This is a genomic window from Paenibacillus phytorum (assembly GCF_013141715.1).
Taxonomy (GTDB): domain Bacteria; phylum Bacillota; class Bacilli; order Paenibacillales; family NBRC-103111; genus Paenibacillus_E; species Paenibacillus_E phytorum.
Window position 1 is genome coordinate 24,451 of record NZ_WHOA01000190.1, and the last position, 24,894, is coordinate 49,344.

The 24,894-nt window shown below is 44.6% G+C and carries 24 protein-coding genes; 23 read left to right on the forward strand and 1 reads right to left on the reverse strand.

From position 1 onward, the window contains the following. The first annotated feature begins 144 nt into the window (after nt 1–144). The 4 genes from GC098_RS26745 to GC098_RS26755 all read left to right on the forward strand — a co-directional run bounded on the left by GC098_RS26745 (nt 145) and on the right by GC098_RS26755 (nt 3,138). Nucleotides 145–798, forward strand: coding sequence for a 3D domain-containing protein (locus GC098_RS26745; protein WP_171646248.1), 654 nt, complete (start codon nt 145–147; stop codon nt 796–798). 86 nt (nt 799–884) lie between these two features. Further along, on the forward strand, nt 885–1,013 hold the full coding sequence (locus GC098_RS40960) for a hypothetical protein (RefSeq protein WP_261302307.1): 129 nt from the start codon (nt 885–887) through the stop codon (nt 1,011–1,013). A 145-nt stretch (nt 1,014–1,158) separates the two neighbouring features. Further along, nucleotides 1,159–2,682, forward strand: a complete 1,524-nt coding sequence (locus tag GC098_RS26750) for a methyl-accepting chemotaxis protein (protein WP_246359006.1) — start codon at nt 1,159–1,161, stop codon at nt 2,680–2,682. A gap of 78 nt (nt 2,683–2,760) precedes the next feature. Beyond that, nucleotides 2,761–3,138 (forward strand): hypothetical protein, encoded by a 378-nt coding sequence (locus GC098_RS26755; RefSeq protein ID WP_171646250.1) that lies wholly within the window; start codon nt 2,761–2,763, stop codon nt 3,136–3,138. Nucleotides 3,139–3,180: 42 nt separating this feature from the next. Here the strand turns inward: GC098_RS26755 and GC098_RS26760 are convergent, their stop codons facing one another. After that, the gene (locus GC098_RS26760; protein ID WP_171646251.1) at nt 3,181–4,470 is read right to left on the reverse strand and encodes an ammonium transporter; all 1,290 of its coding nucleotides are present in this window, start codon (nt 4,468–4,470) and stop codon (nt 3,181–3,183) included. 268 nt (nt 4,471–4,738) lie between these two features. On the opposite strand from GC098_RS26760, the gene liaF reads away from it, so the two are divergent. The 19 genes from liaF to GC098_RS26855 all read left to right on the forward strand — a co-directional run bounded on the left by liaF (nt 4,739) and on the right by GC098_RS26855 (nt 24,891). Beyond that, nucleotides 4,739–5,851, forward strand: a complete 1,113-nt coding sequence (liaF, locus tag GC098_RS26765; RefSeq protein ID WP_171646252.1) for a cell wall-active antibiotics response protein LiaF — start codon at nt 4,739–4,741, stop codon at nt 5,849–5,851. 9 nt (nt 5,852–5,860) lie between these two features. Continuing rightward, complete coding sequence (locus GC098_RS26770; protein ID WP_171646253.1) at nt 5,861–6,928, forward strand: HAMP domain-containing sensor histidine kinase; 1,068 nt, start codon at nt 5,861–5,863, stop codon at nt 6,926–6,928. Continuing rightward, the gene (locus GC098_RS26775) at nt 6,918–7,568 is read left to right on the forward strand and encodes a response regulator transcription factor (RefSeq protein ID WP_171646254.1); all 651 of its coding nucleotides are present in this window, start codon (nt 6,918–6,920) and stop codon (nt 7,566–7,568) included. Before GC098_RS26770 ends, GC098_RS26775 begins: the two co-directional genes overlap by 11 nt. Before the next feature lie 87 nt (nt 7,569–7,655). Further along, nucleotides 7,656–8,069, forward strand: a complete 414-nt coding sequence (locus tag GC098_RS26780; RefSeq protein WP_171646255.1) for a YugN family protein — start codon at nt 7,656–7,658, stop codon at nt 8,067–8,069. A 141-nt stretch (nt 8,070–8,210) separates the two neighbouring features. Then, nucleotides 8,211–9,815 carry a S1C family serine protease gene (locus GC098_RS26785; RefSeq protein ID WP_171646256.1) on the forward strand — a complete coding sequence of 535 codons (1,605 nt, stop codon included), beginning with the start codon at nt 8,211–8,213 and terminating at the stop codon, nt 9,813–9,815. A gap of 146 nt (nt 9,816–9,961) precedes the next feature. Continuing rightward, entirely contained in the window at nt 9,962–10,651 is a 690-nt protein-coding gene (locus GC098_RS26790; RefSeq protein WP_171646257.1) for a response regulator transcription factor, read from the forward strand. A 1-nt stretch (nt 10,652) separates the two neighbouring features. Further along, nucleotides 10,653–12,125, forward strand: a complete 1,473-nt coding sequence (locus tag GC098_RS26795; RefSeq protein WP_171646258.1) for a sensor histidine kinase — start codon at nt 10,653–10,655, stop codon at nt 12,123–12,125. Between the two features lie 46 nt (nt 12,126–12,171). After that, nucleotides 12,172–13,128, forward strand: a complete 957-nt coding sequence (locus GC098_RS26800; protein WP_171646259.1) for a 4-hydroxy-3-methylbut-2-enyl diphosphate reductase — start codon at nt 12,172–12,174, stop codon at nt 13,126–13,128. A 60-nt stretch (nt 13,129–13,188) separates the two neighbouring features. Further along, nucleotides 13,189–13,710 carry a DUF2062 domain-containing protein gene (locus tag GC098_RS26805; RefSeq protein WP_312880355.1) on the forward strand — a complete coding sequence of 174 codons (522 nt, stop codon included), beginning with the start codon at nt 13,189–13,191 and terminating at the stop codon, nt 13,708–13,710. A gap of 129 nt (nt 13,711–13,839) precedes the next feature. Beyond that, the gene (gene aroF, locus GC098_RS26810) at nt 13,840–14,883 is read left to right on the forward strand and encodes a 3-deoxy-7-phosphoheptulonate synthase (protein WP_171646261.1); all 1,044 of its coding nucleotides are present in this window, start codon (nt 13,840–13,842) and stop codon (nt 14,881–14,883) included. 239 nt (nt 14,884–15,122) lie between these two features. Continuing rightward, on the forward strand, nt 15,123–16,547 hold the full coding sequence (glnA, locus tag GC098_RS26815) for a type I glutamate--ammonia ligase (protein WP_171646262.1): 1,425 nt from the start codon (nt 15,123–15,125) through the stop codon (nt 16,545–16,547). Nucleotides 16,548–16,728: 181 nt separating this feature from the next. Continuing rightward, nucleotides 16,729–17,283: an NADPH-dependent FMN reductase gene (locus tag GC098_RS26820; RefSeq protein ID WP_171646263.1), complete on the forward strand. Its 555-nt coding sequence runs from the start codon at nt 16,729–16,731 to the stop codon at nt 17,281–17,283. Nucleotides 17,284–17,499: 216 nt separating this feature from the next. Continuing rightward, nucleotides 17,500–18,861, forward strand: coding sequence for an adenosylmethionine--8-amino-7-oxononanoate transaminase (gene bioA, locus GC098_RS26825; protein ID WP_171646264.1), 1,362 nt, complete (start codon nt 17,500–17,502; stop codon nt 18,859–18,861). Beyond that, nucleotides 18,858–19,595: a dethiobiotin synthase gene (gene bioD, locus GC098_RS26830; RefSeq protein WP_246358997.1), complete on the forward strand. Its 738-nt coding sequence runs from the start codon at nt 18,858–18,860 to the stop codon at nt 19,593–19,595. Before bioA ends, bioD begins: the two co-directional genes overlap by 4 nt. A gap of 52 nt (nt 19,596–19,647) precedes the next feature. Then, complete coding sequence (gene bioB, locus GC098_RS26835; protein WP_171646265.1) at nt 19,648–20,646, forward strand: biotin synthase BioB; 999 nt, start codon at nt 19,648–19,650, stop codon at nt 20,644–20,646. A 13-nt stretch (nt 20,647–20,659) separates the two neighbouring features. After that, nucleotides 20,660–21,838 carry an 8-amino-7-oxononanoate synthase gene (bioF, locus tag GC098_RS26840; protein ID WP_171646266.1) on the forward strand — a complete coding sequence of 393 codons (1,179 nt, stop codon included), beginning with the start codon at nt 20,660–20,662 and terminating at the stop codon, nt 21,836–21,838. Further along, complete coding sequence (locus GC098_RS26845) at nt 21,835–22,596, forward strand: alpha/beta hydrolase (RefSeq protein ID WP_171646267.1); 762 nt, start codon at nt 21,835–21,837, stop codon at nt 22,594–22,596. The genes bioF and GC098_RS26845 overlap by 4 nt, the downstream gene beginning before the upstream one ends. Beyond that, on the forward strand, nt 22,583–23,455 hold the full coding sequence (gene bioC / locus GC098_RS26850) for a malonyl-ACP O-methyltransferase BioC (RefSeq protein ID WP_171646268.1): 873 nt from the start codon (nt 22,583–22,585) through the stop codon (nt 23,453–23,455). The genes GC098_RS26845 and bioC overlap by 14 nt, the downstream gene beginning before the upstream one ends. A 116-nt stretch (nt 23,456–23,571) precedes the next feature. Further along, complete coding sequence (locus tag GC098_RS26855) at nt 23,572–24,891, forward strand: DUF1800 domain-containing protein (RefSeq protein ID WP_171646269.1); 1,320 nt, start codon at nt 23,572–23,574, stop codon at nt 24,889–24,891. Nucleotides 24,892–24,894 lie beyond the last annotated feature (3 nt).

Genomic DNA, 24,894 nt, shown 5'->3' on the forward strand with positions numbered 1-24,894 from the left:
TTTTTTTGTTTTCAAATTCAGTTAATTGGGTATGTATAGGGGAGCGTGATTAGGACACCTTAAACAGTGAGTCTGCATCCGGAGGTTTAAAGGTGGTAGGTATTGGACAACCTGCAATAGTAGGGGAGGTATTAAATAATAGTAATGTTAACCAATTTTTTGACTCAGTCTAAATGGTTTAGTGCGTCGATCATCGTTGTTCTGATGGCACTTTTCGGACAAGAGACGACGGGCAAAAGCGACCAAAGCTACACGACGGCAAACTCCGTCACCCATATACAAGATCAGCAGCAAAAGGTTATTCCGGCCAAAACGGCACCTGCTTCACTGCCCGTAGCGCAAGAAAACCTGCAACAAATCAATTATCGTTATGTTCCGAAGTTAGACTCAGATTTGTCCAAGCTCAAGGCAGTCGAAGTGACAGCCACCGGTTATTTTGCAGGTAAGGAATCAACAGGGAAAAATCCGGATCATCCTGAGTATGGGATCACGTATTCAGGTATTAGAGTAAAGCGGGATGATAAATCCTTATCAACGATCGCAGCAGACACGAACGTTTTTCCGCTTGGCACTGTCTTGTTTATTCCCGGTTATGGCTATGGTGTTGTTGCAGATACAGGCAGTGCAATTAAAGGTAAGAAAATTGATCTGTATTTCGACACAAAGGATCAGGTTTATAAAGAATGGGGCAAGAAGACGGTTAAAGTATTTATCGTCAAAGAAGGGCATGGAAAAGTGACCGAACTCATCTGGAATCAACTAAAGGATGAGATCATCGCACCTACCAAAGCGCTATGACGAGAATTAGCTTTTCAGAAAGCCGAACATTTCCATCATAAATTCTCCTGTTTGGGAAATCCTATACTTACAGGAGGTGATTGAACATGGCTAAGAACAAGAACAACAAGAATAAAAATTTGAGCTCGAATGTAGCTCAAGACGTAGAATTTGCTGCTGAAACATCAGTAGCGAACAAACAGCAACAAACGAATACACAAAACCAAAATAAATAATGCAATATCAATAAGCTGAAAAGCGATAGAGAGCAGAGATCTGAAAAGGTCTCTGTTTTTTATTTCTTTTCAACATCTCCTATCTCCGATATAATGTAACAAAAACTAACATTTAGGTTCCTTGTGGGAGGAGTTCCAATTGCTTATGCGCGTAGAAATGAAACACAAAGCTTGGTTGTATGCTCTTATTCTCATTGGTATTACGATAAGTGTATTCGCGTTATTTACTTCCACTCGATGGTTTACGGCTGCAAGTTTGGCTGTTTTTTTGTTTATAGGTATTATTGCTTGGCTTAGTACCAGATCATCAAGATCATCTAATAGTCTCGATATTAAGGGCCAACAAGAGCAATTCCGAACGTTTATACAAGAATCTCAGGTTGTAGCGGACAGATTAGCAGCTGCTGTTGAGGAAGTCAATCGTTCGATCGGACAACTTTTGCAAATAGCCGATGCTTCGATTCAAGGAGAAGAGGATCTAAAGATACGAAGTAATCAAGCCGTTGGACAGTTGCAGGAAGCATTCGCTGCGATTCAGCAGGTAGCGGCTGCAGCAGACCAAATTCTAGATTCATCCTTACATATGCATCAAGAGAGTGAGCAAACCAAAGATACGGTAGTCGATGTATGCCGATCACTGAATGCCACAGATGAAGTCATGAATGATCTACATATTAATAATGATACCATGCAGAGGAAGATTCAGGATTTGACCGGACATACTTCCAAGATTGAAGAAATCAATACATTTATTGCGGAAGTAGTGTCTCAAACCTCGCTGCTCGCGCTTAATGCATCCATTGAAGCGGCCAGAGCGGGTGAGCATGGACGAGGCTTTTCTGTCGTCGCACAGGAAATTAAGAAGCTGGCCACACAAAGTCATGAAGCAGTTACGAAATCTTCCGAACTATTGGCATCCATCGAGAGCGGTGTTTCCCAAGTTGTGACAGCGGTTGCTGAAGAGAAGGCATCTGTCGCTCATGGGATTGCTGAGATGAAAATAATAAAAGACAAGATCGATACGATCTTCGCGTTGATTCTGAACGTCAATAATCTTGTATCGAGTACAACAAGCTCCACCCAGCATCAGTCCTCGCTTGTCTCAGGTACAAGAACATCACTAGGTCAAGTTGTTGATTTGATGAATGAGACGATGTCTAGTGTGGAGATTACCTTGGATCAAATGAAAAAGCAGCGCCATGAAGTATCGATGCTCCAGCATATCAACCAAAATCTAGATCGTTCCTCTAAGGAACTGATACAGGCGATACAAGCGGTAGGTATGCAAAATAAAGAAGGTACGATTCATGTAAATATCCAAGAAATGAAGCAAGTGCTTAGCTCACTTGTACTAATACCTGACATAACTTCATTGCTTGATGGTAAGCATGCCTCCCATTTAGGCACTGCTTTGCAGAAAACGGCCGGAATTGAAGCCATCTGGTCTAACCGCGCGGATGGAACCTTCATCTATTCGATGCCAGAGGCAGGTCTAGTTAATGCAAAAGGCAGAGAGTGGTGGAAGCGTGCGATGGGTGGAGAACTCTTCGTTTCTCCGGAATACGTGTCAGCTATTACTAAAAAACCGTGTATCACGATGTCAAAAGCGATAATAGATGACACGGGAACCCCTGTTGGTGTTGTAGGAATCGATTTAATATTGAAATAAAGGTTCTCAAATCGCTTATTTTGGTGTAAAATAAGATTACTGTTATAAATCTTGACACGGGGAGATAGGTGAGTGATCATGCTGAATGCTTTGCGATTGGACGGAAAACCTCAAAGAACACCAAGGAAAGCTGCAGAGGTACTTCCTTTCTTGGAAGCTTACATTGTCCGCAAGGAACAGCAGGTCCTGGATATTGAGCAGGTAGTAGAGCGCTACGAAATCAAAAGAATGAAAGAAGAGCGCGCTTATCAGACGATGTCATCATTACGCCGCATGTTTTCTGGTAAGAAACCTGACCATCATCTTGCTGTCGAGTATATCCACTATGTGAAGAAACCCATGGAGCAAGTTAGGAAGCTTCGAGCTGAAATTGCCCATGCGAGACAAATTATGAATGAATCCAAACCTGGCGATGTGATCTCAGTACCGGATGAGATTGAAGAGCTGCTTTCTTAATACAAACAAAAAAACCTTCCAATTGGAAGGTTTTTATTGTTCTCATTGACCTTTTTTTAGTTGTTCTAAGTCCAGAAATCCATCCTCTTGGCTGTAAGCCGGAACACCATGGATACCGACGTCCAATCCGACTAATTCCTCATCTCTACTAACTCGCAGTGGAACGATAAGTTGAATTAGCTTCATACAACCCCATGTAATAACGAATCCCCATATACAAATCGTAACAAGTCCTAATGCTTGAACACCTAGAAGGCTGAAGCCCCCGCCATAAAATAAACCAGCAGTACCTTCACGAATCGCGTCAGGCTGTGCAAAAAATCCTACAGCGAGAGTCCCGATGCTGCCGCTGATACCATGAACAGGAAAAGCCCCGACTGGATCATCAATCCGTCTTGCTTCAAGCATTTCTGTTGCATAAACCATTGCGATCCCGCAAATTGCTCCGATGAAAATGGCTGCAGCATCACTAACGAAAGCACAGCCTGCGGTAATGCCGACGAGCCCTGCAAGAGCGCCGTTGATAACCATAGGGGGATCGGCTTTGCGGTAGCGCATCATGGTGAATAAAATGCACGTTGCACTGCCCGCCGCTGCTGCCAGCATGGTGGTTACTGCAATGTGGCCGATCGAAGTATTGGTGGCACTTAGTGTGCTTCCTGAGTTAAAGCCAAACCAACCGAACCAAAGGATAAATGCGCCTACAGAGGCAAGCGGCAAATTGGATGGTGGGACAATATTAGCCGTACCGTTAGCGGAAAATTTGCCAATCCGTGGACCAATGATCATCGCTGCAGCAAGAGCGGAGAAGCCGCCAAGTGCGTGAATGACAGCAGAACCTGCGAAATCAACCATGCCTAATTTGCCGAGCCATCCATTGACGGCCCAAACCCAGTGGCCAGCAATGGGGTAAATTAAACCAGTCATTGCGATGGTGTATAGAATGTAAGCGCGGAAGTTGATGCGTTCGGCTACAGCCCCAGATACGATCGAGATCACAGCGATAACAAAGGCACACTGGAATAGCCAATAAGTCTCATGTGAGATATTTAAAACGATATGTGTTAAATCTCCTCCCATGAAGAAACCGGTAGTTCCAAATAGTCCAGAAACATCTTTTCCGTACATAAGGGCAAAGCCGAATAAGTAAAAAATAAGTGCTCCGAAAGAGATATCAACAAACACTTTCATAATGATACTTACCGCATTTTTTTGTCTGACGAAACCTGCCTCCAATAAAGCGAAGCCGCCTTCCATCAATAGAATCATGGCAGCTGTCAGAACCACCCATATGGTATCTAGGCCGCTAGAAAGCTGTTGGATAGCATCCATAATCTGATCTCTCCTTATGTTTGAGGAATTCTTTGCACCAATTATACGGTTCTGATGATAAACATGTCAACGATATACGTGAGAATACATAACATCTGATGGTTATTGTTCGTTTTCTAAATAATTGATGTCAGTTATTCATTTAATTCTGCGAAAACTCAGTCTCTAGACCGAGGAAACCATCAATCTTTCGTCTCTTTTCATTCATGACTGTATCTTATAAACTAGAGGTATCTTAACAACGTTGTACACAAATGGAGGAAGAAGCATGAATCCGCATATGTTTCAAAGAATAATTTGGGGGCTTGTCCTCGTAACGGCAGGTGTCCTTTATTTACTTAACCAATTAGGGTTTATTGATATTGATCTTGCTTATATGTTTTCCACTTATTGGCCTGTCATTCTTATTTTCTACGGTCTCGTTGGTTTTGTTTGGCAGCGTAAGTATCATTGGGGAGGTTCGGTTTGGAGTTTGCTCGTTTGCTGTATTGGGACGATCTTTCTCTTGAAGAATTTAAAGCTGACCGATCGATCGCTTGGAGAGATGTTTCAGATTTTGGGACCTGTTGCTTTAATTTTATTTGGATTGAATGTGATATTTAAACCTAGCAAGAAAGAGTCACCGGATTGGCCTTCTATTAAAGAAGAGAAAAATCAAGTTAGACAGGCAAGACGTGAAGCTAGAAGATTGCAGCATGAAAAATATAGAAATCCATGGGATCAACCCAAGTGGACTGATGGAGCATCATCGCCTACAAATGATAAGGAGCGTGAAAGTAAATCTACATTTAATGAAGCAAAGCATGAGCTCAGTGACGAAGAGAAAGCTGTACTCAAGGATATTCATGGTGAGTTTCATGATAAGTATAAATGGGATGTCCCTGACGCGCCGGGAGAACCAGATCTAAAGCAACCTCAGCCACCGGGACAACCGAAAATACATGCTTTTAACCATCATGGGCACAAATACGATGATTTTGTACGTAACTTCGACTCCGGTGATGTACTCCATCGGCATGGTTTTATCGGAGATGTGCATCTAGGTCAAGAAGCTTGGGAACTAAAGCCGATTCAGATTTCACATTTCATTGGTGATTCCGTCATAGATCTTACTCGTGCAGCTATTCCCTTGGGAGAAACGACGATTCATGTTTCAGCATTTATTGGTGATGTGAAAATATTTATTCCCAATGATATTGATGTTGAAGTTCGCGTAATGGCAAGTTCTTTTATCGGAGATATGAAAGTGCTTGATCGACGTGAGAGTGGGTTTCTGCGCAGCGTGAGAACTCAGACATCGCAATATGAAGAAGCTGACCGGAAAATAATTGTAACCACGAGCATGTTTATTGGTGACATTACAATCAAAAAGATAGGTTAAGGATGGAGCATGTACAAATTGCGAATGTTCAATATGAAGTGGCAGCTGCTGAATTATTTTCTTATCTCGAGTTTACTCACGGTATCTAGCATATATATTGTGCTTGAGTATTATAAGGAGGAGCTTGTTTCGTGGCAATTCCGCATGTGGTTCGTCATAGCTATTCTCTTGGTCTGTTTAACGGTGGGTTATGTTGCGACCAAGAGATGGCAGCGCAAAGTGGATGAACTGCATGTAGCCATGCTCGAATTGTCCAAGGGGAATTTCTCCAGTCGGATTGAGATGGAACCCGTAGAACCATTCTTGTATTTGTATGATGCTTTTAATAACATGGCCTCTGCCGTTGAAGAGCGTATTCAGCTGCTGCAAAAATTGGGTGAGGCCGAGGCGATTCGAGATCAGGAGCTCACGGAAAATGCTGTGCTTGAGGAAAGACGCCGACTGGCACGGGATTTGCACGATACAGTTAGTCAAGAGCTGTTCGCCATTCATATGTCAGCATCCTCTTTACCCAAAATTCTGGAGAGAAACCCGGATGCGGCTCCGGGCGTTATGAATCAGCTTATTCAAATGTCTCACCATGCCCAGAAGCAGATGCGCGGACTTATTTCGCAATTAAGACCCATCGAATTGGGGGATATGAGCTTACAAGAAGCCCTAGAGAAATGGTTTCCGGAATATTGCCGAAACCATGAGCTGCAGGGCCAACTTGATGTTTCTTTGCGTGAAACGATATCTGAAGCGATTGAACATCAATTTTTCCTCATTATACAAGAAGGTCTTGCGAACGTAGTTAAGCATGCTTCAGCTAAGCAAGTTCGCCTAGCTATATATGAAAGAGAGCACCAATATGTGCTTCAGCTGCAGGATGACGGTCAAGGCTTTGAACGTAGAGACATCCCATCGGCTTCACATGGTTTATCGACAATGAGAGAGCGAGCGCAAAAGCTTGGTGGCGAAGTGGAGATAGACAGCAAGTTAGGATCAGGTACACGAGTTAGAGTACGCATTCCGCGGTTTACGGGACAGTCGAGCTTGCTAACGAAGGAAAGAGAGGGAGAAACAAATGAGCAGTAACATTAAAGTGATGATCGTAGATGATCACGACATGGTTCGGGTTGGGCTTCGAACTTACATCTCATTGGAACCCGGTTTGGAAGTTGTGGGGGAAGCAAGCAATGGCCAGGATGCGTTCGATAAGTTAAATCAAGAACTCTCTCATCAATTGCCGGATGTTATTTTGATGGATCTGACCATGCCTGTTCTGGATGGTATAGGCGCCACCAAGTTGATTTGCGGTAAATTTCCACAGGTTAAGGTTATTATGCTGACCAGCTTCTTGGAGGAAGCGAAGGTTCTTGAAGCCGTCGAATCTGGTGCCATCAGTTATATGCTGAAGACGGTTTCATCCGACCAATTGATTCATGCAATTATGAGCGCTTACCGCGGTATGCCGGTTATGAACTCCGAAGTGTCCTTGGCGCTTACAAGAGGGATTAGGCAGCGTAATAGTACACCCGAGGAAGAAGGGTTGACTTCACGCGAGAGAGAAGTATTGCTTTTGATTGCAGAGGGAAAGAGTAATAAAGACATTTCAGAAGAGCTTTTTATTAGTATCAAAACGGTCAAAACACACGTCAGCAACCTTCTAATGAAGTGTGAATTAGAGGATCGGACTCAGCTTGCTATCTTCGCGCACCGCAAAGGCTTGGTTTGATAATAAGGAACGTACCACACATAAAAACTAGTTTTTGACACATTCTATGCGTAAGTAAAATAATATGAGCGCTTAAGGAGTGTCTGAATGAAAACATTATCATCATCATTGGAGCAGGTTCAAGAATCTTTCGATAGTGTCCGTGAGCACCTGCATGAATTCGATTTTGCGCTGGGTGGCAATTGGGATTACGATCATGGCTATTTCGACCACTACTTAGATGAAGACCATCTAGTTTGGCTGCGTATTCCTTTTCAAGTTGTGACAGGAAGGATTGATGGCGATGCTGAATCAACAGATGCGATCGTCGAAGTGGGAACTCCTTTCGTACTAAAGCATGTTTATAATGAAGGACTTGATCAGGACGCGGAAGCTGAAACCTATGGCGCATTGATCGATCAATTCCAAACTCCGCTCGATCCGGATGCCAAAATCGAAGATAAATGGGTGAAAGAAGCAGCGGGTCTGCTCCATAAAGTGGAACAAGCTTGGATACAATGAGTTAGCCCTTTTTTTACCTCCATTTTATTGTTTTTTAATATTCGTTTAAGGTTATAGGTGCATGATAGAACTACAGAGAACAAGACATCCCTTCAAGAAGCATGCACTTATAACTTTATTAATCAAATGGAGGTAAGACCTATGGAAGACAACAAAAAAGACTATAGCGACTTCTTTAAGCCGCAGAACGACAATAGCAGTAACAATGATCAGGCTAATCGAAATGATTCTAATCATCAAGACCCGCAAGATCCACAAGATCCTAACAAAGCAAGACCTTCCTACTATTATTCGTATGGCCCTTACAAGTCGGCTTTTAACGAAGAAAACGAAGGTCATTCGCTTACAACTTCTTCGTCGGGAACTGAAGGAACCTCCAGTGTTGAAGTTACTCCGCCTAAGAACTTGCGTCCTTTCAGTTTTGGACCTGAAGCGGGCGCTCCACAAGGCTCGGGTCCGTGGGATCCAAACGCAAGAAAGCGTTCATCTGTGAAAAGCGTTTTCGCGGCTTTCATGGCAGGCGCCTTGGTCGTAGGTGCACTTATGTTCAGCGCTGATAAATTGAATTTGTTTACTGGCAATCAGCCTCTAGCTTCGGGTAGCTCCACTGCGGCTGCAACGAAGAGCGGGAGCACTAATGGAGGCGAAGTGAAAAATGTTGGGCTGGACGTTGTTCGCCCAGGGAACATTTCGGCTATTGCACAGAACGCTGGGCCTGCCATTGTTAAGGTTGAATCACTAGTAAAACCGAAGCAATCAAGCCGTGGCGGTAATTCCCTCTTTGATGATCCGTTCTTCCGTCAATTCTTTGGGGATAATGGCGGCGGTAATACAACGCCTAACAATAATCAGAATAATTCCGGCAGTGGTGAACTGCAGCCAGCAGGTATGGGAACAGGGTTTATTTTCGAAAAAACCGGATATATTTTAACTAATGAGCACGTTGTGGACGGTGCTGATGAAATTCAAGTTACGGTAGAAGGTTATGATAAGCCTTTTAAAGCTAAATTGTTAGGTAACAGCTACGATTTGGATTTGGCTGTACTCAAAATCGAAGGCGAGAAAGAGTTTCCAATCCTTCCACTTGGTAAAGCTGAAGATGTGAATGTTGGGGATTGGGTTGTTGCTATCGGTAATCCATACGGCTTTGACCACACGGTTACTGTAGGTGTGCTTAGTGCGAAGGAGCGTCCTATCAGCATTCCAGATGCAAAGGGAACTCGCGAGTATAAGCACTTACTACAAACGGACGCATCCATTAACCCTGGTAACTCCGGCGGACCTTTACTGAACTTGAATGGTGAAGTTATTGGTATTAATACGGCCGTTAGTTCTCAAGCGCAAGGCATTGGTTTTGCTATTCCTACTAGCACAATTTCTTCCGTTCTTGAAAATCTTAAAAACAATGTTCAAATTCCTAAAGAACCAGTGCCTTACTTAGGTGTAGGTTTACAAGATATTGGTAAAGACTGGGTAAGTGAATTGAAGCTTTCGAACACAGATGGAGCATTAGTTGGCAGCGTTCAACGTAAAAGCCCTGCTTTCCAAGCTGGTCTTCGTCAATACGATGTCATTGTAGATATTAACGGAGCTAAGGTGAAAAATTCGCAGGAATTGATTACCAAAGTTCAGGCAGCGAAAGTTGGCGACAAGGTCACTTTGGGACTTATTCGAGACGGCAAGCGTATGGAAGTACCTATCACAATTGGGGATAAAAACGCGCTAGCCGAGACGCCTGCCCAATAATAAAAGATAAATTAAAGAGATAACTAAAGGTTAGTTCGGAATAAAAGGAAGTGGAGTCCCGCGGCCGCAAGCTTGCAGGCTCTGCTTCTTTTTTGCTTGGATAGCGGAATTTGTTACAATGGGTGATAGAAGGGTGGTCAAAGTCGATGAGAGAGAACATAATGGTTATTGATGATGATGAGAAAATTACGTCTATGTTGAGACGAGGTTTGGCTTTTGAAGGATATTCGGTCGTCACAGCGACCAATGGTGCGGATGGCCTCAAGCAAATGTTGACATCGGAACCACATCTGCTGATCTTGGACGTTATGATGCCGCATATTGATGGCTGGGAGGTCGTTCGTCGAGTGCGTGAAAGCGGCAGCGAAGTACCGATTCTTATGCTTACAGCAAAAGATGAAGTCAGTGATCGCGTGAAAGGCTTGGATCTCGGTGCTGATGATTATTTGGTCAAGCCGTTTGCGCTTGAAGAGCTGCTGGCTAGAGTGCGTGTACTTCTTAGGAGGAGAACGGAGCGTCCTGAGCAGCAGACGAATAGGCTCCATTATGAGGATACCATTTTGGATTTGGATACACGTGAGGTTTTTCGCGGTGAGAAACTGATTGAGTTAACAACCAAGGAGTTTGATTTGCTTCACTTGTTCATGCAGAATCCGAAGCGTGTCCTTTCACGGGATATTATTATGGAAAAAATATGGGGCTACGATTATAGCGGTGAATCCAATGTTCTGGAGGTTTATATCGCGCTGCTGCGTCAAAAGACCGAAGAATTTGGCCATAAACGATTGATTCAAACGGTTCGGGGGGCAGGTTACGTATTGAGAGGGGAATCTTAATATGTCTCTTCGCTTGCGGCTAACGCTTTGGTATTCAGGGATATTAGCACTAACCATGCTGCTATTCGGTATTGTTCTTTATTTTTTCTTGAATTATTTCCTATACGATCAAATACGCCAAGATGTGAAAAGGGAGGCAGGCAATAGCTCCTTGCGTATTCAGAAGAGCATTGCTCTTTCACAGAAGGGACTCGTCGTTGATTTGGAACTGGAAAGCAGGGATTTCTACTCTACGAATACGTTTCTGCAATTATATAATGTTACACTCAAAAGCTTTAATCGCTCGGCTAACTTACAATACTATGATGTTACTTTGCCTTTAGCGAAGAATACGATTGATAAATTAAAGCAAGAGGATGGTTTTTTCGAAAAGACCAAGGTACTTGGGCAAGACTTCCTCATTTATAATCAAGCGATTAGGTCCGATGTCCAGAACCAACTAATTGGGGTTCTTCAAGCGGCAGTACCGATTGGCAGTTATGAAAAAACGGCTGTTACCCTTAAATATACGCTGATGATTTGGGCATTACTCACGATTATTGTGGCAGCTTCACTTGGCTGGTTCTTGGCGCGTAAAGCCCTCAAGCCAATTGAACGGGTCATTGACGCCGCGAATCAAATTGGAAGCAGCGATGATCTGGAGAAGCGTATCCACTATGATGGTCCACTTGATGAGATTGGGCGCTTGACGGAGACGATCAATGGGATGCTCTCTCGTATTGAGATCACCTATCTGGAATTAGATGAAGCATACCGCGCCCAGCGCAGGTTCGTATCGGATGCTTCTCATGAGCTGAGAACACCGCTTACAACGATTCGAGGAAATGTCGACTTGTTGGAAAAGATGTGGAAGCAAACTTCGGGGAGTACAGAGCTTGCTACGCCTGATCAAATGCAGATGTCACTCGAGGCTATGCATGATATTGCAGGAGAAGCACAGAGAATGAGCAGACTAGTCAATGATCTTCTTGCTCTGGCGAGAGCAGATGCCGGCGTCCTGATGGAAAAGAAGCCAGTTGAGTTCATGCCGCTCGTTCAAGAAGTGGTGAGACGTGCTCAATTGCTCGAGCATACCGCTGATTGGCAAGTGGGTGATTTAGATGCATTAGAACATGCGGTCGTGCAAGGGAATCGGGATTATTTGCAGCAATTGTTGTTTATTTTCATCGAAAATGCGTTCAAGTATACACCTGTTGGAACCGTAAGGTTCGAGGCGTCGCGAACGGATAGCTTTATTGGTATTCGGATTACCGATACAGGAATTGGCATGGATAAAGAGGATATTCCTCATATTTTCGACCGCTTTTATCGCGCAGATTTATCCAGGGGACTGACGTCTGGAACTGGACTTGGTTTATCGATCGCCAAATGGATTATTGATGAACACGGTGGGTCTATTGAAGTGACAACACGTAAAGATGAGGGAAGTACCTTTATGATTTGGCTGCCAGCAAACTTTCCTCTCCCTGTATAATCAGCTATAATGAAAGAAAATAATGTTTCTTAGGCAGGTGGAAGAAATGGAAGTAGTCCGAATATCACCCAGAGGCTATTGTTATGGCGTTGTAGACGCTATGGCACTTGCTATGCAAACTGCTAAAAACTTAAATCTTCCGAGACCTATTTATATATTAGGCATGATTGTCCATAATGCGCATGTCACTGATTTCTTCAAAGAAGAAGGTGTCATCACATTAGATGGTGAGAACCGGCTTGAAATATTAGAACAAATCGAAACAGGGACGGTCATATTCACAGCTCATGGGGTATCTCCTGAGGTAAGACGCCGAGCCCGAGACAAGGGCCTAACTGTTGTGGATGCAACCTGCCCAGATGTAACGAAGACACATGATTTAATTCGGGAAAAAGTAGCCGACGGCTATGAAGTTATCTATATTGGGAAGAAAGCTCATCCTGAGCCAGAGGGCGCAGTAGGTGTAGCTCCTGACAAAGTACACCTCATCGAGAAGCTTGAAGAAGCCGATCAACTAGACATTAAAGCCGACCGTATTATTATTACGAACCAAACGACAATGAGCCAATGGGACATTAAGCATTTAATGAATCGTTTACTGGAACTATTCCCAAAAGCTGAGATTCATAATGAGATCTGTCTAGCCACGCAGGTTAGACAAGAAGCAGTAGCTGAACAAGCGAAGGAAGTCGATCTAGTTATCGTAGTTGGAGATCCAAAAAGTAATAATTCGAACCGCTTAGCGCAAGTTTCAGAGGATATTGCAGGAGTAAGAGCGTATAGAATATCTGATATCACGGAGCTTAATCGCACATGGTTAACCAATGTACGCAAGGTTGGTGTAACTTCTGGTGCTTCAACTCCGACACCTATAACCAAAGAGGTAATTTCCTACTTGGAAGCTTATGATACGAAAGATGAAACCAGTTGGGATATTACGCGTACTATTAATATGAAGAAGCTCATTCCAGCTGTTAAATCCAAAGCAGCGAGTAGTGAGTGATCTCTATTTATTCCACAGGGCGGGATTGAGACCAGCATGCAAAGCACTCAGAAGGTGAAGATGATGAAAGTGAAAGCTCGCTACGATTGGAAAAGCACGAAGCGCTGGTTTAGATATAAATATTTACTTCTCTTACGTGCCAAAGGCGGTCCTTCCAAGGTAGCACGCGGCTTTTCAATTGGATTGTTTGTAGAGATGTTTACACTACCTACAGCCGGTTTTGCATTCGCTCTTATCTTTCCGTTGGTCTATTTATTAAGAGCTAATTTACCTGGAGCGTTAATTGGTTTTGTGTTTGGAAAAGTGATTTATATTCCATTCTCGATTCTCAATAAGCAAGTGGGGGATTGGTTGGTACCGAAGCACTTTAAGATTTATCTGATCCATCATTTACCCCACATGCTTTCTAACATTATTAGAAGTGGTTTGGATTTGATTGTAGGCGGTATGGTGGTTGGGTTGATACTCGGAATTATTGCTTACTTCCCAATTATGCTCTTACTTAAATACCATGCGAATCGTCGCAAAGAAAAACGTAAAATCCGTAAAGATCAACTTGCCCCTTCGAATACAAAAGAATAGCAAATAAATAAACGCTTGACGAAAACTCGTCAAGCGTTGTATATTTACTTTAGTGATTAAAAGCGTAGAAGCGAACAAGCGTTGAAGTGAACAAGTGTTCCAACCCATATAATAAGGAGCGTGTTTAAGATGATCGCCATTACATCCAACAAAACGTCAGATGAGCGTATTCAGGAAATTGTACAATTCATAGAAAAGCAAGGTGTCCAAGCTCATGTCTCCAAAGGTGAGGATCGCACAGTAATCGGAATTATCGGTCAAGCAGATCCTAAATTAGCAGAACAGTTGCGTCAAATGTCAGGAGTTGAGCAAGTCGTGAAAATTTCCAAATCCTATAAATTAGCAAGTCGTGACTTTCATCCGGCTGATACGGTTATCAAAATTAAAGATGTTGAAATCGGTGGTGAGCAGCTTGTTGTCATGGGCGGCCCGTGTGCTGTAGAAACGCCAGAACAGATTGATGAGATTGCACGTTTAGTGAAAGCAGCGGGAGGTCAAGTTCTCCGCGGCGGCGCATTTAAACCAAGAACAGGTCCTTACAGCTTCCAAGGTGTTGGCGTTGAAGGCTTGATTATGATGGCAGAAGCGGGTAAGAAGCATGGTCTTCTTACAATTACAGAAGTCATGACACCTGAGTATGTTGATGTATGCGCACAATACGCGGACATTTTACAAGTAGGTACACGTAATATGCAAAACTTTGATTTGCTTCGCAAGCTCGGAACAATTCAAACGCCAGTACTGCTTAAACGTGGTTTCAGCTCCACTTATGATGAATTCTTGAATGCTGCTGAATACATTCTTGCTGGCGGTAACCCGAATGTTATGCTTTGTGAGCGCGGAATCCGAACATTCGAAACGTACACGCGGAATACACTGGATTTATCGGCTATTCCGGTTCTTAAACAATTGAGCCATCTTCCGGTGATCTCAGATCCGAGTCACGGTACTGGCCGTAGAGAGCTTGTTGTTCCTATGACAAAGGCATCCGTAGCCGCAGGAGCAGATGGTTTGATCATCGAAATGCACACAGATCCAGACAATTCAATGACTGGCGATGGCGTTCAATCCTTGTTCCCTGATCAATTCGCTAACTTGCTTGTTGATCTTGAGAAGCTTGCTCCGCTTCTTGGTAAAAAGTTTGATACACATAAAGAAGTTATCTTGGCGTAATGGGAATAGTTCTAAGATGACTGGCTTCCTCGAAAGAGGAAGCCAGTTTTCCTATTTATGGATATAGGACAAATCTGTGAAATTGTGTGAGCATAGCTTACACATAAATAAAAAATACCTGACATAAGTATTGACTGTGTAAGCTTAATCGCTATATAATATGTGCAAGATAACAACCAAAAGTTGAACATTAATCATGCAAAGTACGTTGAATGTACGGAAATGGGAGGGTTTTTAAAATGTCAGTTCAAAATGTGTTGAACCTTATCAAGGAAAAAAATATTGAGTGGGTAGATTTTCGTTTCGTAGGTCTTTCCGGAAAAGCACAGCATATTTCTTTGCCTGCTACTGAAGTAGATGAAGAAACTTTCGTTAACGGAGTCGCGTTTGACGGTTCATCCATCCCAGGATTCCGTGGTATTGAACAATCTGACATGGTTATGATGCCAGATACTGAGACTGCGTACATTGATCCTTTCACAGCGCACCCAACTTTGATCATTATGAGCAATATCCATACGCCTGAAGGCGAACGTTATGATCGCGATCCACGCAGCATTGCTCAAAAAGCTGAAGAATATTTGCAAACAACGGGTGTTGGTACAACAGCATTCTTCGCACCAGAATCCGAATTCTTCATCTTTGATGATGTTCGTTACGAAAATGGCATGAACAAGTCTTACTTCGAAGTTGACTCCGAAGAAGCTGGTTGGAACACAGGCCGCAAAGAAGAAGGCGGAAACCTTGCTTATAAAGTTCCAGTTAAAGGCGGTTACGTTCCAGTAGCTCCAATTGATTCCCAACAAGATATTCGTTCCGAAATGTGTAACAAACTTGCTGATGCAGGTCTTCGTATCGAACGTCACCATCACGAAGTGGCTACAGCTGGTCAAGCTGAAATTAACTTCCGTTTTGACACATTGACTAAAACAGCAGATAACCTGCTCAAATACAAATATATCGTTGCTAACACGGCTAGAGAATATGGTAAAGTAGCAACTTTCATGCCTAAACCACTGTTTGGTGATAATGGTAGCGGTATGCATGTTCACATGTCCATTTTCGATGGCAGCGAGCCTTTGTTCTATGAAAAAGGAGCATATGCAAACCTGAGTGAAATGGCAATCAACTATATCGGTGGTATTCTTTACCACGCACCAGCATTGATCGCTTTGACAAACCCAAGTACAAACTCCTTCAAACGTCTGGTTCCTGGTTACGAAGCGCCGGTTAACCTTGTATTCTCCAAAGGTAACCGTTCCGCAGCAGTTCGTATTCCAATCGCAGCTGTGACACCTAAAGGTTGTCGTATCGAATTCCGTACACCAGATAGCACGGCTAACCCATACCTAGCTTTCGCAGCAATGCTGATGGCAGGTCTTGACGGTATCAAAAAGAAAATCGATCCGCGTGCTCTTGGATACGGTCCTTTCGATACAAACATCTATGAAATGTCCGACGCTGAGAAAGCTGAAATCCGCAGCGTTCCTGGTACATTGGATGAGGCTTTGGATGCACTTGCAGCTGATTCCGACTTCTTGATCGAAGGCGGCGTATTCACACAAGATTTCATCGATAACTATATCGAATTGAAACGCGGCGAAGCGAAAGCTGTAGCAATCCGTATTCACCCACACGAGTACAACCTTTACTTCGATTGCTAATTCCTTAGCACTTATACATCAATAACATACGAGCTGCTTCTTTCATAGTTTTCTATGGAGGAGGTAGCTTTTCCATTTATCGATATTAATACTCTTTTAATAATTATTCTAATTAGTGCTGTTATTTGATGGAAATTAAGGTATAATGAATGCATGAATCAGATGTGGAAGGAAGAACAATATGAAAATTACCATGATAGCAGGAAGTAATCAGAGAGCAGCGACAAGTACCAGACTTACTGAATATATCAAGCATCTTGCGACCCTAGAGGGCCACCAGGTGACATTAATTGACTTATATCAAACACCGCTCCCTTTCTATTCACCAGATGATGCAAATGCGGGGCACGAAGCTCTAGAGAAATTAAAAGAAGCGATGCTTGAAGCAGAGGGGATCGTGTTGGCAACACCGGAATATCATAGTGGAATTTCCGGGGTTTTGAAAAATGCGCTTGATCATCTTGGACAAGATCATTTCAATAACAAGGTCGTCTTATCTGTAAGTTCAGCAGGCGGGGCAATTGCTGTAAGCTCTCTGACGCAGATGCAAACCATTGTACGCAATCTGCATGGCATTAACTGCCCTGATTGGCTATCTATTGGAGGCGACCAGCGGAAGAGCTTCCAGACGGGTGTAACCTATCAAGATATCCATCCAGATGTCGAAAAACGTGTTCGTCGTGTAGTTGGTTCATTCCTCGATTTAGCCAAACAATTGACAGTTAAACTAAGATAAAAGTTTCCGATAACAATACGCCATTAAATATATGATGAGTAACGCAAAGTGTAAACTACGCTTTGAGTTGCTCATTTTTTTATGTTTAATAACAGGCTGTGATGATTTGGAATTCTCTTTACAGGGACGTCCTGATCTGCTAAGATAACCACAATCAATTGTCAACCTAAAACGTGATTGTAAGTTGACAATTAAATATACGGATGGTGATCATTTGTGATAACGCATTACGAACGTCTCGCTGCAACGAACAAGTCGCACTTATGGCATCCTTTTACTCAGATGAAAGACTACAACAACGCTGATCCTCTCATTATCGAACGCGGCGAAGGTATCATGCTTTATGATGTCCAGGGAAGAGCCTATTACGACGGTTTTTCGTCAGTTTGGCTTAATGTACATGGACACAACGTACCGGAGTTAAATCAAGCGATTGCGGACCAGTTAGGGCGTGTCGCCCACTCTACCCTTTTAGGAATGGCCAATATTCCGGCAATCGAACTTGCAGAGAAGCTGGTAGGGATCGCTCCGAAAGGATTAAGCAAAGTATTTTATTCGGATTCAGGAGCAACCGGTGTCGAGATTGCGATCAAAATGGCATTTCAATACTGGCACAACCAGGGAGCACGGGGGAAAACAACGTTTATTACGATGAATCAAGCGTATCACGGAGATACGATTGGAGCGGTAAGTGTGGGTGCGATACCGCTTTATCATGATGTGTTCCGCCCCATGCTGTTTCCTTCGCACGTTATTCCATATCCCTACGCTTATCGCCATGAAGGGGGTGCGGCAGAAGCATTGGAAGCTACGATAACTGCACTGCGCAAGTTGCTCGAGACGAGCGCGGATGAGATCGCGGCTCTTATTGTGGAGCCGATTGTGCAAGGGGCCAGCGGGATTATTGTCATGCCGCCGGGCTGTTTACGTGAGATGGCAGCGCTCTGCCGCAAGTATGACGTACTGCTTATCGCCGACGAGGTGGCAACCGGCTTTGGTCGTACAGGCGCTATGTTCGCCTGTGATCTCGAAAATGTATCACCTGATTTGATGGTGGTAGGGAAGGGGCTGACCGGCGGCTATTTGCCTGTGGCAGCGACACTTGCAACGGACGAGATTTACACCGCGTTTTATGCGGATTACCAAGAGCAGAAAACATTTTTTCACGGTCATTCCTACACGGGAAACCCACTGGGCTGTGCCGTTGCTTTGGCCAGTTTGAAGCTGTTTGAAGAGCGCAACATCATTGAAGTAGTTAGGGCTAAGGCGTCCTTTGTCGAGAATAAACTCGCAGCACTTAAGGAACGACCGCATATTGGTGACATCCGGCAAAAGGGACTGATGATCGGAATCGAGCTCGTACGCGATAAAAATTCACGTGAGCCCTACGATTGGGTAGAACGAATCGGCGTTCGTACGAGCATGAGGGCCAGAGAGCTAGGGATGCTGACGAGGCCGCTCGGCAATGTAATTGTCTTCATCCCTCCGCTTGTCAGCACAGAAGCTGAACTTGAATCGATGACAGATATTTTGGCTGAATCGATTGTTGACGTCACGGAAGGTAGTGCAATTTCATGAACAAAGTCAACATGGGATCGATACGCGGATTATTTGTGACAGGCACAGACACCGGCGTTGGGAAGACGATTGTGACGGCAGCCATCACCGCTGCGCTTCGCGCCGAAGGACTGAACGCAGGTGTATGGAAGCCGGTGCAGTCCGGTGCACTCCTTGGAAGCGGAGTTACCGATGCTGAACGGCTGCTGCAAAGCACGGGAATCAATGAGAGGCCAGAGGCGGTGGCGCCATTTACATTTGAAGCTCCACTTACTCCGATGCTCGCCGCAAAGCATGCTGGTGTGACCTTTACGCTGGAGGAGCTTATCTCAGCTGGAGAACCGCTAGCTAAACGTTATGAAGCGCTGCTCATTGAAGGTGCAGGCGGTGTCGCAGTTCCGCTGACCGATGATGCTCTCGTAGTGGACTTGATTTCTGAGCTTCATATACCTGCTCTAATTGTAGCCCGTTCTAGCCTCGGCACGATTAACCATACGCTTTTGACTGCATCATTTCTGCGGCATCATGCAATCCCGATTGTAGGCGTCATAATGAACGATGGTGAATTAACGGAGCGGCATGACGATCCGAGCGCTGATACGAATGCGGAACTTATCGAGCAATACAGCGGCCTTAAGGTCCTCGGTCGATTTCCCTGTATGCACACCGATGTGAATTCAGAAACCTTATTACATACCGTACAAAAAACAATACAACTCGCACCCATCAGACAGGCTTTGAAATTTAATTTATAGCAAATGTTTACGAGAAAGCTTTCCTACGAAAGTGCTAAGGAGGATGAAAGTGATGGAAATTATTGCTGCCGATATGGAGTGGCAAGCGCTTGCCAATAAAGCGTTGAGTGGGGAATGTTTAACGTTAGAGCAAGGGCTATCTGTGCTCGAAGCTGACAATGATGAAGTACTGCCCTTGCTGCAGGCTGCATTTAAAGTGAGGAAACATTTTTACGGTAAAAAAGTGAAGCTGAATATGATCATCAACGCTAAAAGCGGCCTTTGCCCCGAGGACTGCGGCTATTGCTCACAATCCATCGTTTCTACGGCACCGGTTAAAAAATACACCCTGCTTGATAAAGACACGTTGCTTGCAGGCGCACGTGAAGCCATGGCACGCAAAGCAGGAACTTATTGCATTGTAGCAGCCGGAAAAGGTCCGACAGACAAGGAACTAAATCAAGTGGTGGATGCGGTCAGAGAAATCCGTGAAACGATGCCGCTAAAAATTTGTGCATGTCTGGGCATTCTGAAGGACGAGCAAGCTGAACGTCTTGCAGAAGCGGGCGTACATCGATATAACCACAACTTAAATACCAGTAAAGCCAATTACACATCTATCACCACGACCCATACCTACGACCAACGTGTTGAAACGGTGGAAAAAGTAAAGACACACGGCATGTCTCCCTGCTCCGGTGTCATTATCGGCATGGGCGAGACCAATCAGGAAATTGTTGAAATGGCTTATGCACTCCGCGAGATCGATGCGGATTCGATTCCTATTAATTTCCTAAATGCGATTCCTGGAACCCCGTTGGAACATGCGGGCCGCACGCCGTCGATGAAAGCTTTGAAGGTACTGGTTCTGTTCCGTTTCATCTGTCCTTCTAAAGAAATCCGAGTAGCGGGCGGTCGTGAGGTCAACCTCCGTACGCTGCAGCCGCTATCACTGTACGCTGCAAACTCATTATTTGTTGGTGATTATTTAACAACAGCAGGTCAAGAGGTTGGAACGGATCATCAGATGATTGAAGATTTGGGGTTTGAGATTGAATTAAGTGCCCTTTAAGGTGGTGCCGACTATGAATTGGATGGAAAAAGAACTAGCGGCAATGGCGGACGCTTCGTTGATGCGTTCCTTGCGTGCAAGCAGCCCGGTTCCGAAATGTCCTGGCTACATGGTTCGTGAAGAACGGATGCTGCTTAACCTGTCTTCCAATGACTATCTTGGACTCTCCCAACATCCCGCCATTATTGAAGTGATGCGCGAAGCGCTGCTCATCGAAGGCGCAGGCTCCGGTGCATCGCGCCTTGTCACAGGCAACCGAACGGCTTATGGCCGACTTGAAGAAGCACTCGCCGATTGGCAGAACTGCGAAGCAGCGCTTGTTTTTGCAAATGGATATATGGCGAATTCAGGTGTTATTAGTGCGCTAGTAAACCGAGGTGATGTTGTTTTCAGCGATCAGCTAAACCATGCCAGCATTGTGGACGGCACGATATTGAGCCGTGCGGAGCTTGCCCGGTATCGTCATAACGATATGGAGCATTTGCGTGCGTTATTGAATAAGTATCGTGATAAAAGGCGAAAGCTGATCGTTACAGATGCCGTCTTCTCCATGGATGGCGATCAGGCGCCTTTGCGTGAACTCGCTCTGCTCAAACGCGAGTACGGGGCGATGTTGATGGTGGACGAGGCACATAGCGGAGGGATATACGGGGGGCGCGGCGAGGGATTGTGCCATGAACTCGGGGTGCAGGATGAAGTGGATGTCCATATGGGAACGTTCAGTAAATCTTTCGGTGTGTATGGAGCCTATGTATGCGGTAGCCGCACACTCATTCATTGGCTGATAAATAAGACGAGGCCGCTCATCTATTCAACAGCGCTGCCTCCTTCTCTTTTAGCTGGTATTTCAAAAGCATTAGATTTGGTACAGACCGAGCACTGGCGCCGTGAACGGCTTCATGAGGCTGTTATGCTGTTTCGGTCCTCGCTTAGCGCGGCAGGTTTTGATGTCGGTGCCGGCGATTCTCCAATTGTACCGATAATCATCGGCGATAATAATACAGCCCTGCGTTTCAGTGGTGCTCTTGAAGAGGAAGGGATCGCGGCGGTTGCCATCCGTCCACCTACTGTGCCTGATGGTACAGCTAGAATCCGCTTTTCATTGTCAGCCGCTCATTCGGATAAGGAATTGATCGAAGCTGCTGCGAGAATCCGTGCCGTTGGGCTTCAACAAGGAGTGCTAAGACAATGATTGCATCAACAAGCGGCACCATCTTATGGCTGACCGGATGGAGCATGCCGAATACGGTTTTCGATCGACTTCGCGAGTTACTGCCGGATTTTCATCATGTTTCCGTCGATTACAGTGATGCCGATTCTCCCGAGAAAATGCTGCTGCTTACTGAAACGGCAGTAAAAAACATGATATCTTCGGATGTATCTACAGGTAAGACAAGGGCTTTCCGTGGTCCACTGTTGATCGGAGGTTGGTCGCTCGGCGGATTACTAGCATTGAGGCTAGCGGTTAAAGGTCTTGCTGATGGCCTGGTATTGTTTGCGGCTACAGCTCGTTTTACCCGTTCCAAGGAAGAGCTGGACCGCGGCTGGGCAGATGCCTACGTTAGGCAGATGATTAAGGGACTCATGAAGGACCGGCAGGGTGTTGAAATGAAATTTCGACAGAATATGTTTACGGAAATAGAATGGGAGGCCGGTCTTGGTGAAAGATTTCCTCACATTGGCAGTTGGACAACGCCGGCACTAATTGCTGGTCTTCAGATTTTGCGAAGTGAGGAAGTATTGTCTGGGCTGCCGGAAATTAAATGTCCAGTTCTTCTTGTTCACGGCACGGAGGACAAGATCTGCCCTTACAACGCTGCGGCAGAGCTTGCAGCACAATTGCCTCAAGCAGAGTTGTTTTCCATACCGGGCAGCGGGCATGTGCCGTTTTTGGGAAGAGAAGATGAGATTGCTGAGGAACTGAGGCGATGGTGGGATGAGCAGCAGTAGGATAACGAATATTGAGCGTCAATTTAACCGGAGTTCAGCGGGTTCGTATGATGTTTACGCGAATGTACAGCGCATTATGGCAGAGCAGCTTGCGAAATCTCTCATTGCGTGGAAAGGCGAAGAAGCTATAGAGACGTCTAACATTCTTGAGATTGGCTGTGGCACGGGTACTCTGACCGGAATTCTGGTTAACGAATGGTCCAAAGCGTCTATTACAGCACTAGATATTGCACCTGGAATGATCAAAGTCGCGGAGCAACGTGTCCGATCAATTGCAGCTAACCATTTAGCAATCAGTAATAGTCAACCAGATCGATTAAGCTTTATTCATGCCGATGTAGAAAGGTGGTCGGCAGATGTACAAGAAGCCTCGTTTGACCTCATTGTCTCAAATGCCTGCTTTCAATGGCTTAAAAATCCGAAGCAAACGTTACGTCACCTTCGGCAGATGCTTCGTCCTGGAGGCTTACTGGTGTTCACAACATTCGGGCCGAAAACGTTTTACGAGCTGCATCAGTCATTTAATGAAGTGTATCGCACTAATGGCATGGAACCACAGCGACACGGACTGTCGTTTCAATCTGATGCTCAGTGGAAAAACTCGCTCATGGAAGCAGGATTTTCAAGTATCCAAAAAGAGAGTTTGATTCAAAATGAAACGTATGCTTCCGTAAGAGATTTTCTACTTTCGGTTAAAGCAATGGGAGCTAGCACATCGGAAGCTGCTCCTACGCAGGGTCTTAGCTCGCGAAGGCTGTTCGCAGGTATGTATAAGGCATACGAAGATAAGTTCAGCATACAGGGAGGCATCGCTGTCACTTATGATCTCCTTTTAATCCAAGCTAGGGCGTCTCATTAATAGGTTCATGGATAGAGAATCAGATATGTTCTGAGGACTCTATCCTTTTTTTATTTCAACACACTTTTGACACATTTATGTGGTACAGTTTGGAAAATAGGGCGAGGGGGGAGATCATGGGAGTACCATGGACTAACAAGGAAGTCGTTCATTTATTACATCGAGCCGGATTTGGTTCCACTGGGGAAGAAGTTACTGCTTGCATTGCACTTGGTCGTGAGGAAACGGTGAGACGTCTTATTGCCGGAGAAGCGTTGATCGATCAAGCGCCATCGCTAACCCCATTTGATCAACTAACCGCTGATGGTAAGAAATCATTAGATTCGCAGCAATTAGCCGATCAACAAATGTACTGGTTATATCGAATGGCCTATTCCAGTGCGCCGCTCATTGAGAAGATGACGTTGTTCTGGCATGGACATTTTGCTACGGCGAATTACAAGGTTAACGATGTCATGTTAATGGTTCAACAAAATACACTTTTTCGCAAATATGCACTAGGAAATTTCAAAGAACTCGTACTTGCCATTGGCAAAGATCCAGCTATGATGATTTGGCTAGATGTGAATCGGAATAAAAAAGGTAAACCGAACGAGAATTATGCCCGCGAAGCCATGGAGCTATTCACGCTAGGTATCGGTCACTATACAGAGACTGATGTGAAGGAAGCGGCGCGCGCTTTCACGGGATGGACTTATGATAAGAAGGAAAATAAAGTAGGCTTTAATCCTAAACAACACGACAATGATACGAAAACACTTCTTGAAGAAACGGGAAAGCTAGATTCGGATGATGTGATTGAAATTATTTTCCATCAAAAAACACTGCCGATCTTTCTTGCTACGAAGCTGCTCAAGTATTTTGCTACGGACAGCCCATCCGAAAGTTGGATTCAAAAGGTTGCCGAACATATATCAAATAAGGCTACTGTGGGGGAAGTGCTTCAGGAGCTATTCCTATCTGACGAATTCTATGAGGAGAAATTGCGATTATCTCTCATCAAAACACCGGCGGACTATGTTGCAGGTATTCTCAAATGCTGTAAGCTTACTGTTTCGAAGGGGCATGCACAAGCGATGAGGAGGATGGGACAGGAGCTATATTCCCCGCCGGATGTTGCAGGTTGGAGAGGAGGCGCCTCATGGCTGAATACAAGCTCCTTATTATCAAGGTATCAGTTTGCCGAGTCCATCGCCAAGCAACTAAACGGCAAGGTGCTCTTATCGGCAGAGTATACACCTGAACAACAGAACCGTCCGGAAGAATGGGTAAAATTGTGGAGTCAGCGTATGGGAATCACTGATTTATCGGATAAGACTTTACAGGGTTTAAGCGCTTACGCAGACGATACCATTATACATACAAAGCAAAAGAATGCTGGTTTGAGAGGCTTGCTTCAATTAGTACTGATTAGTCCGGAAGCTCAAATGAAATAGCGA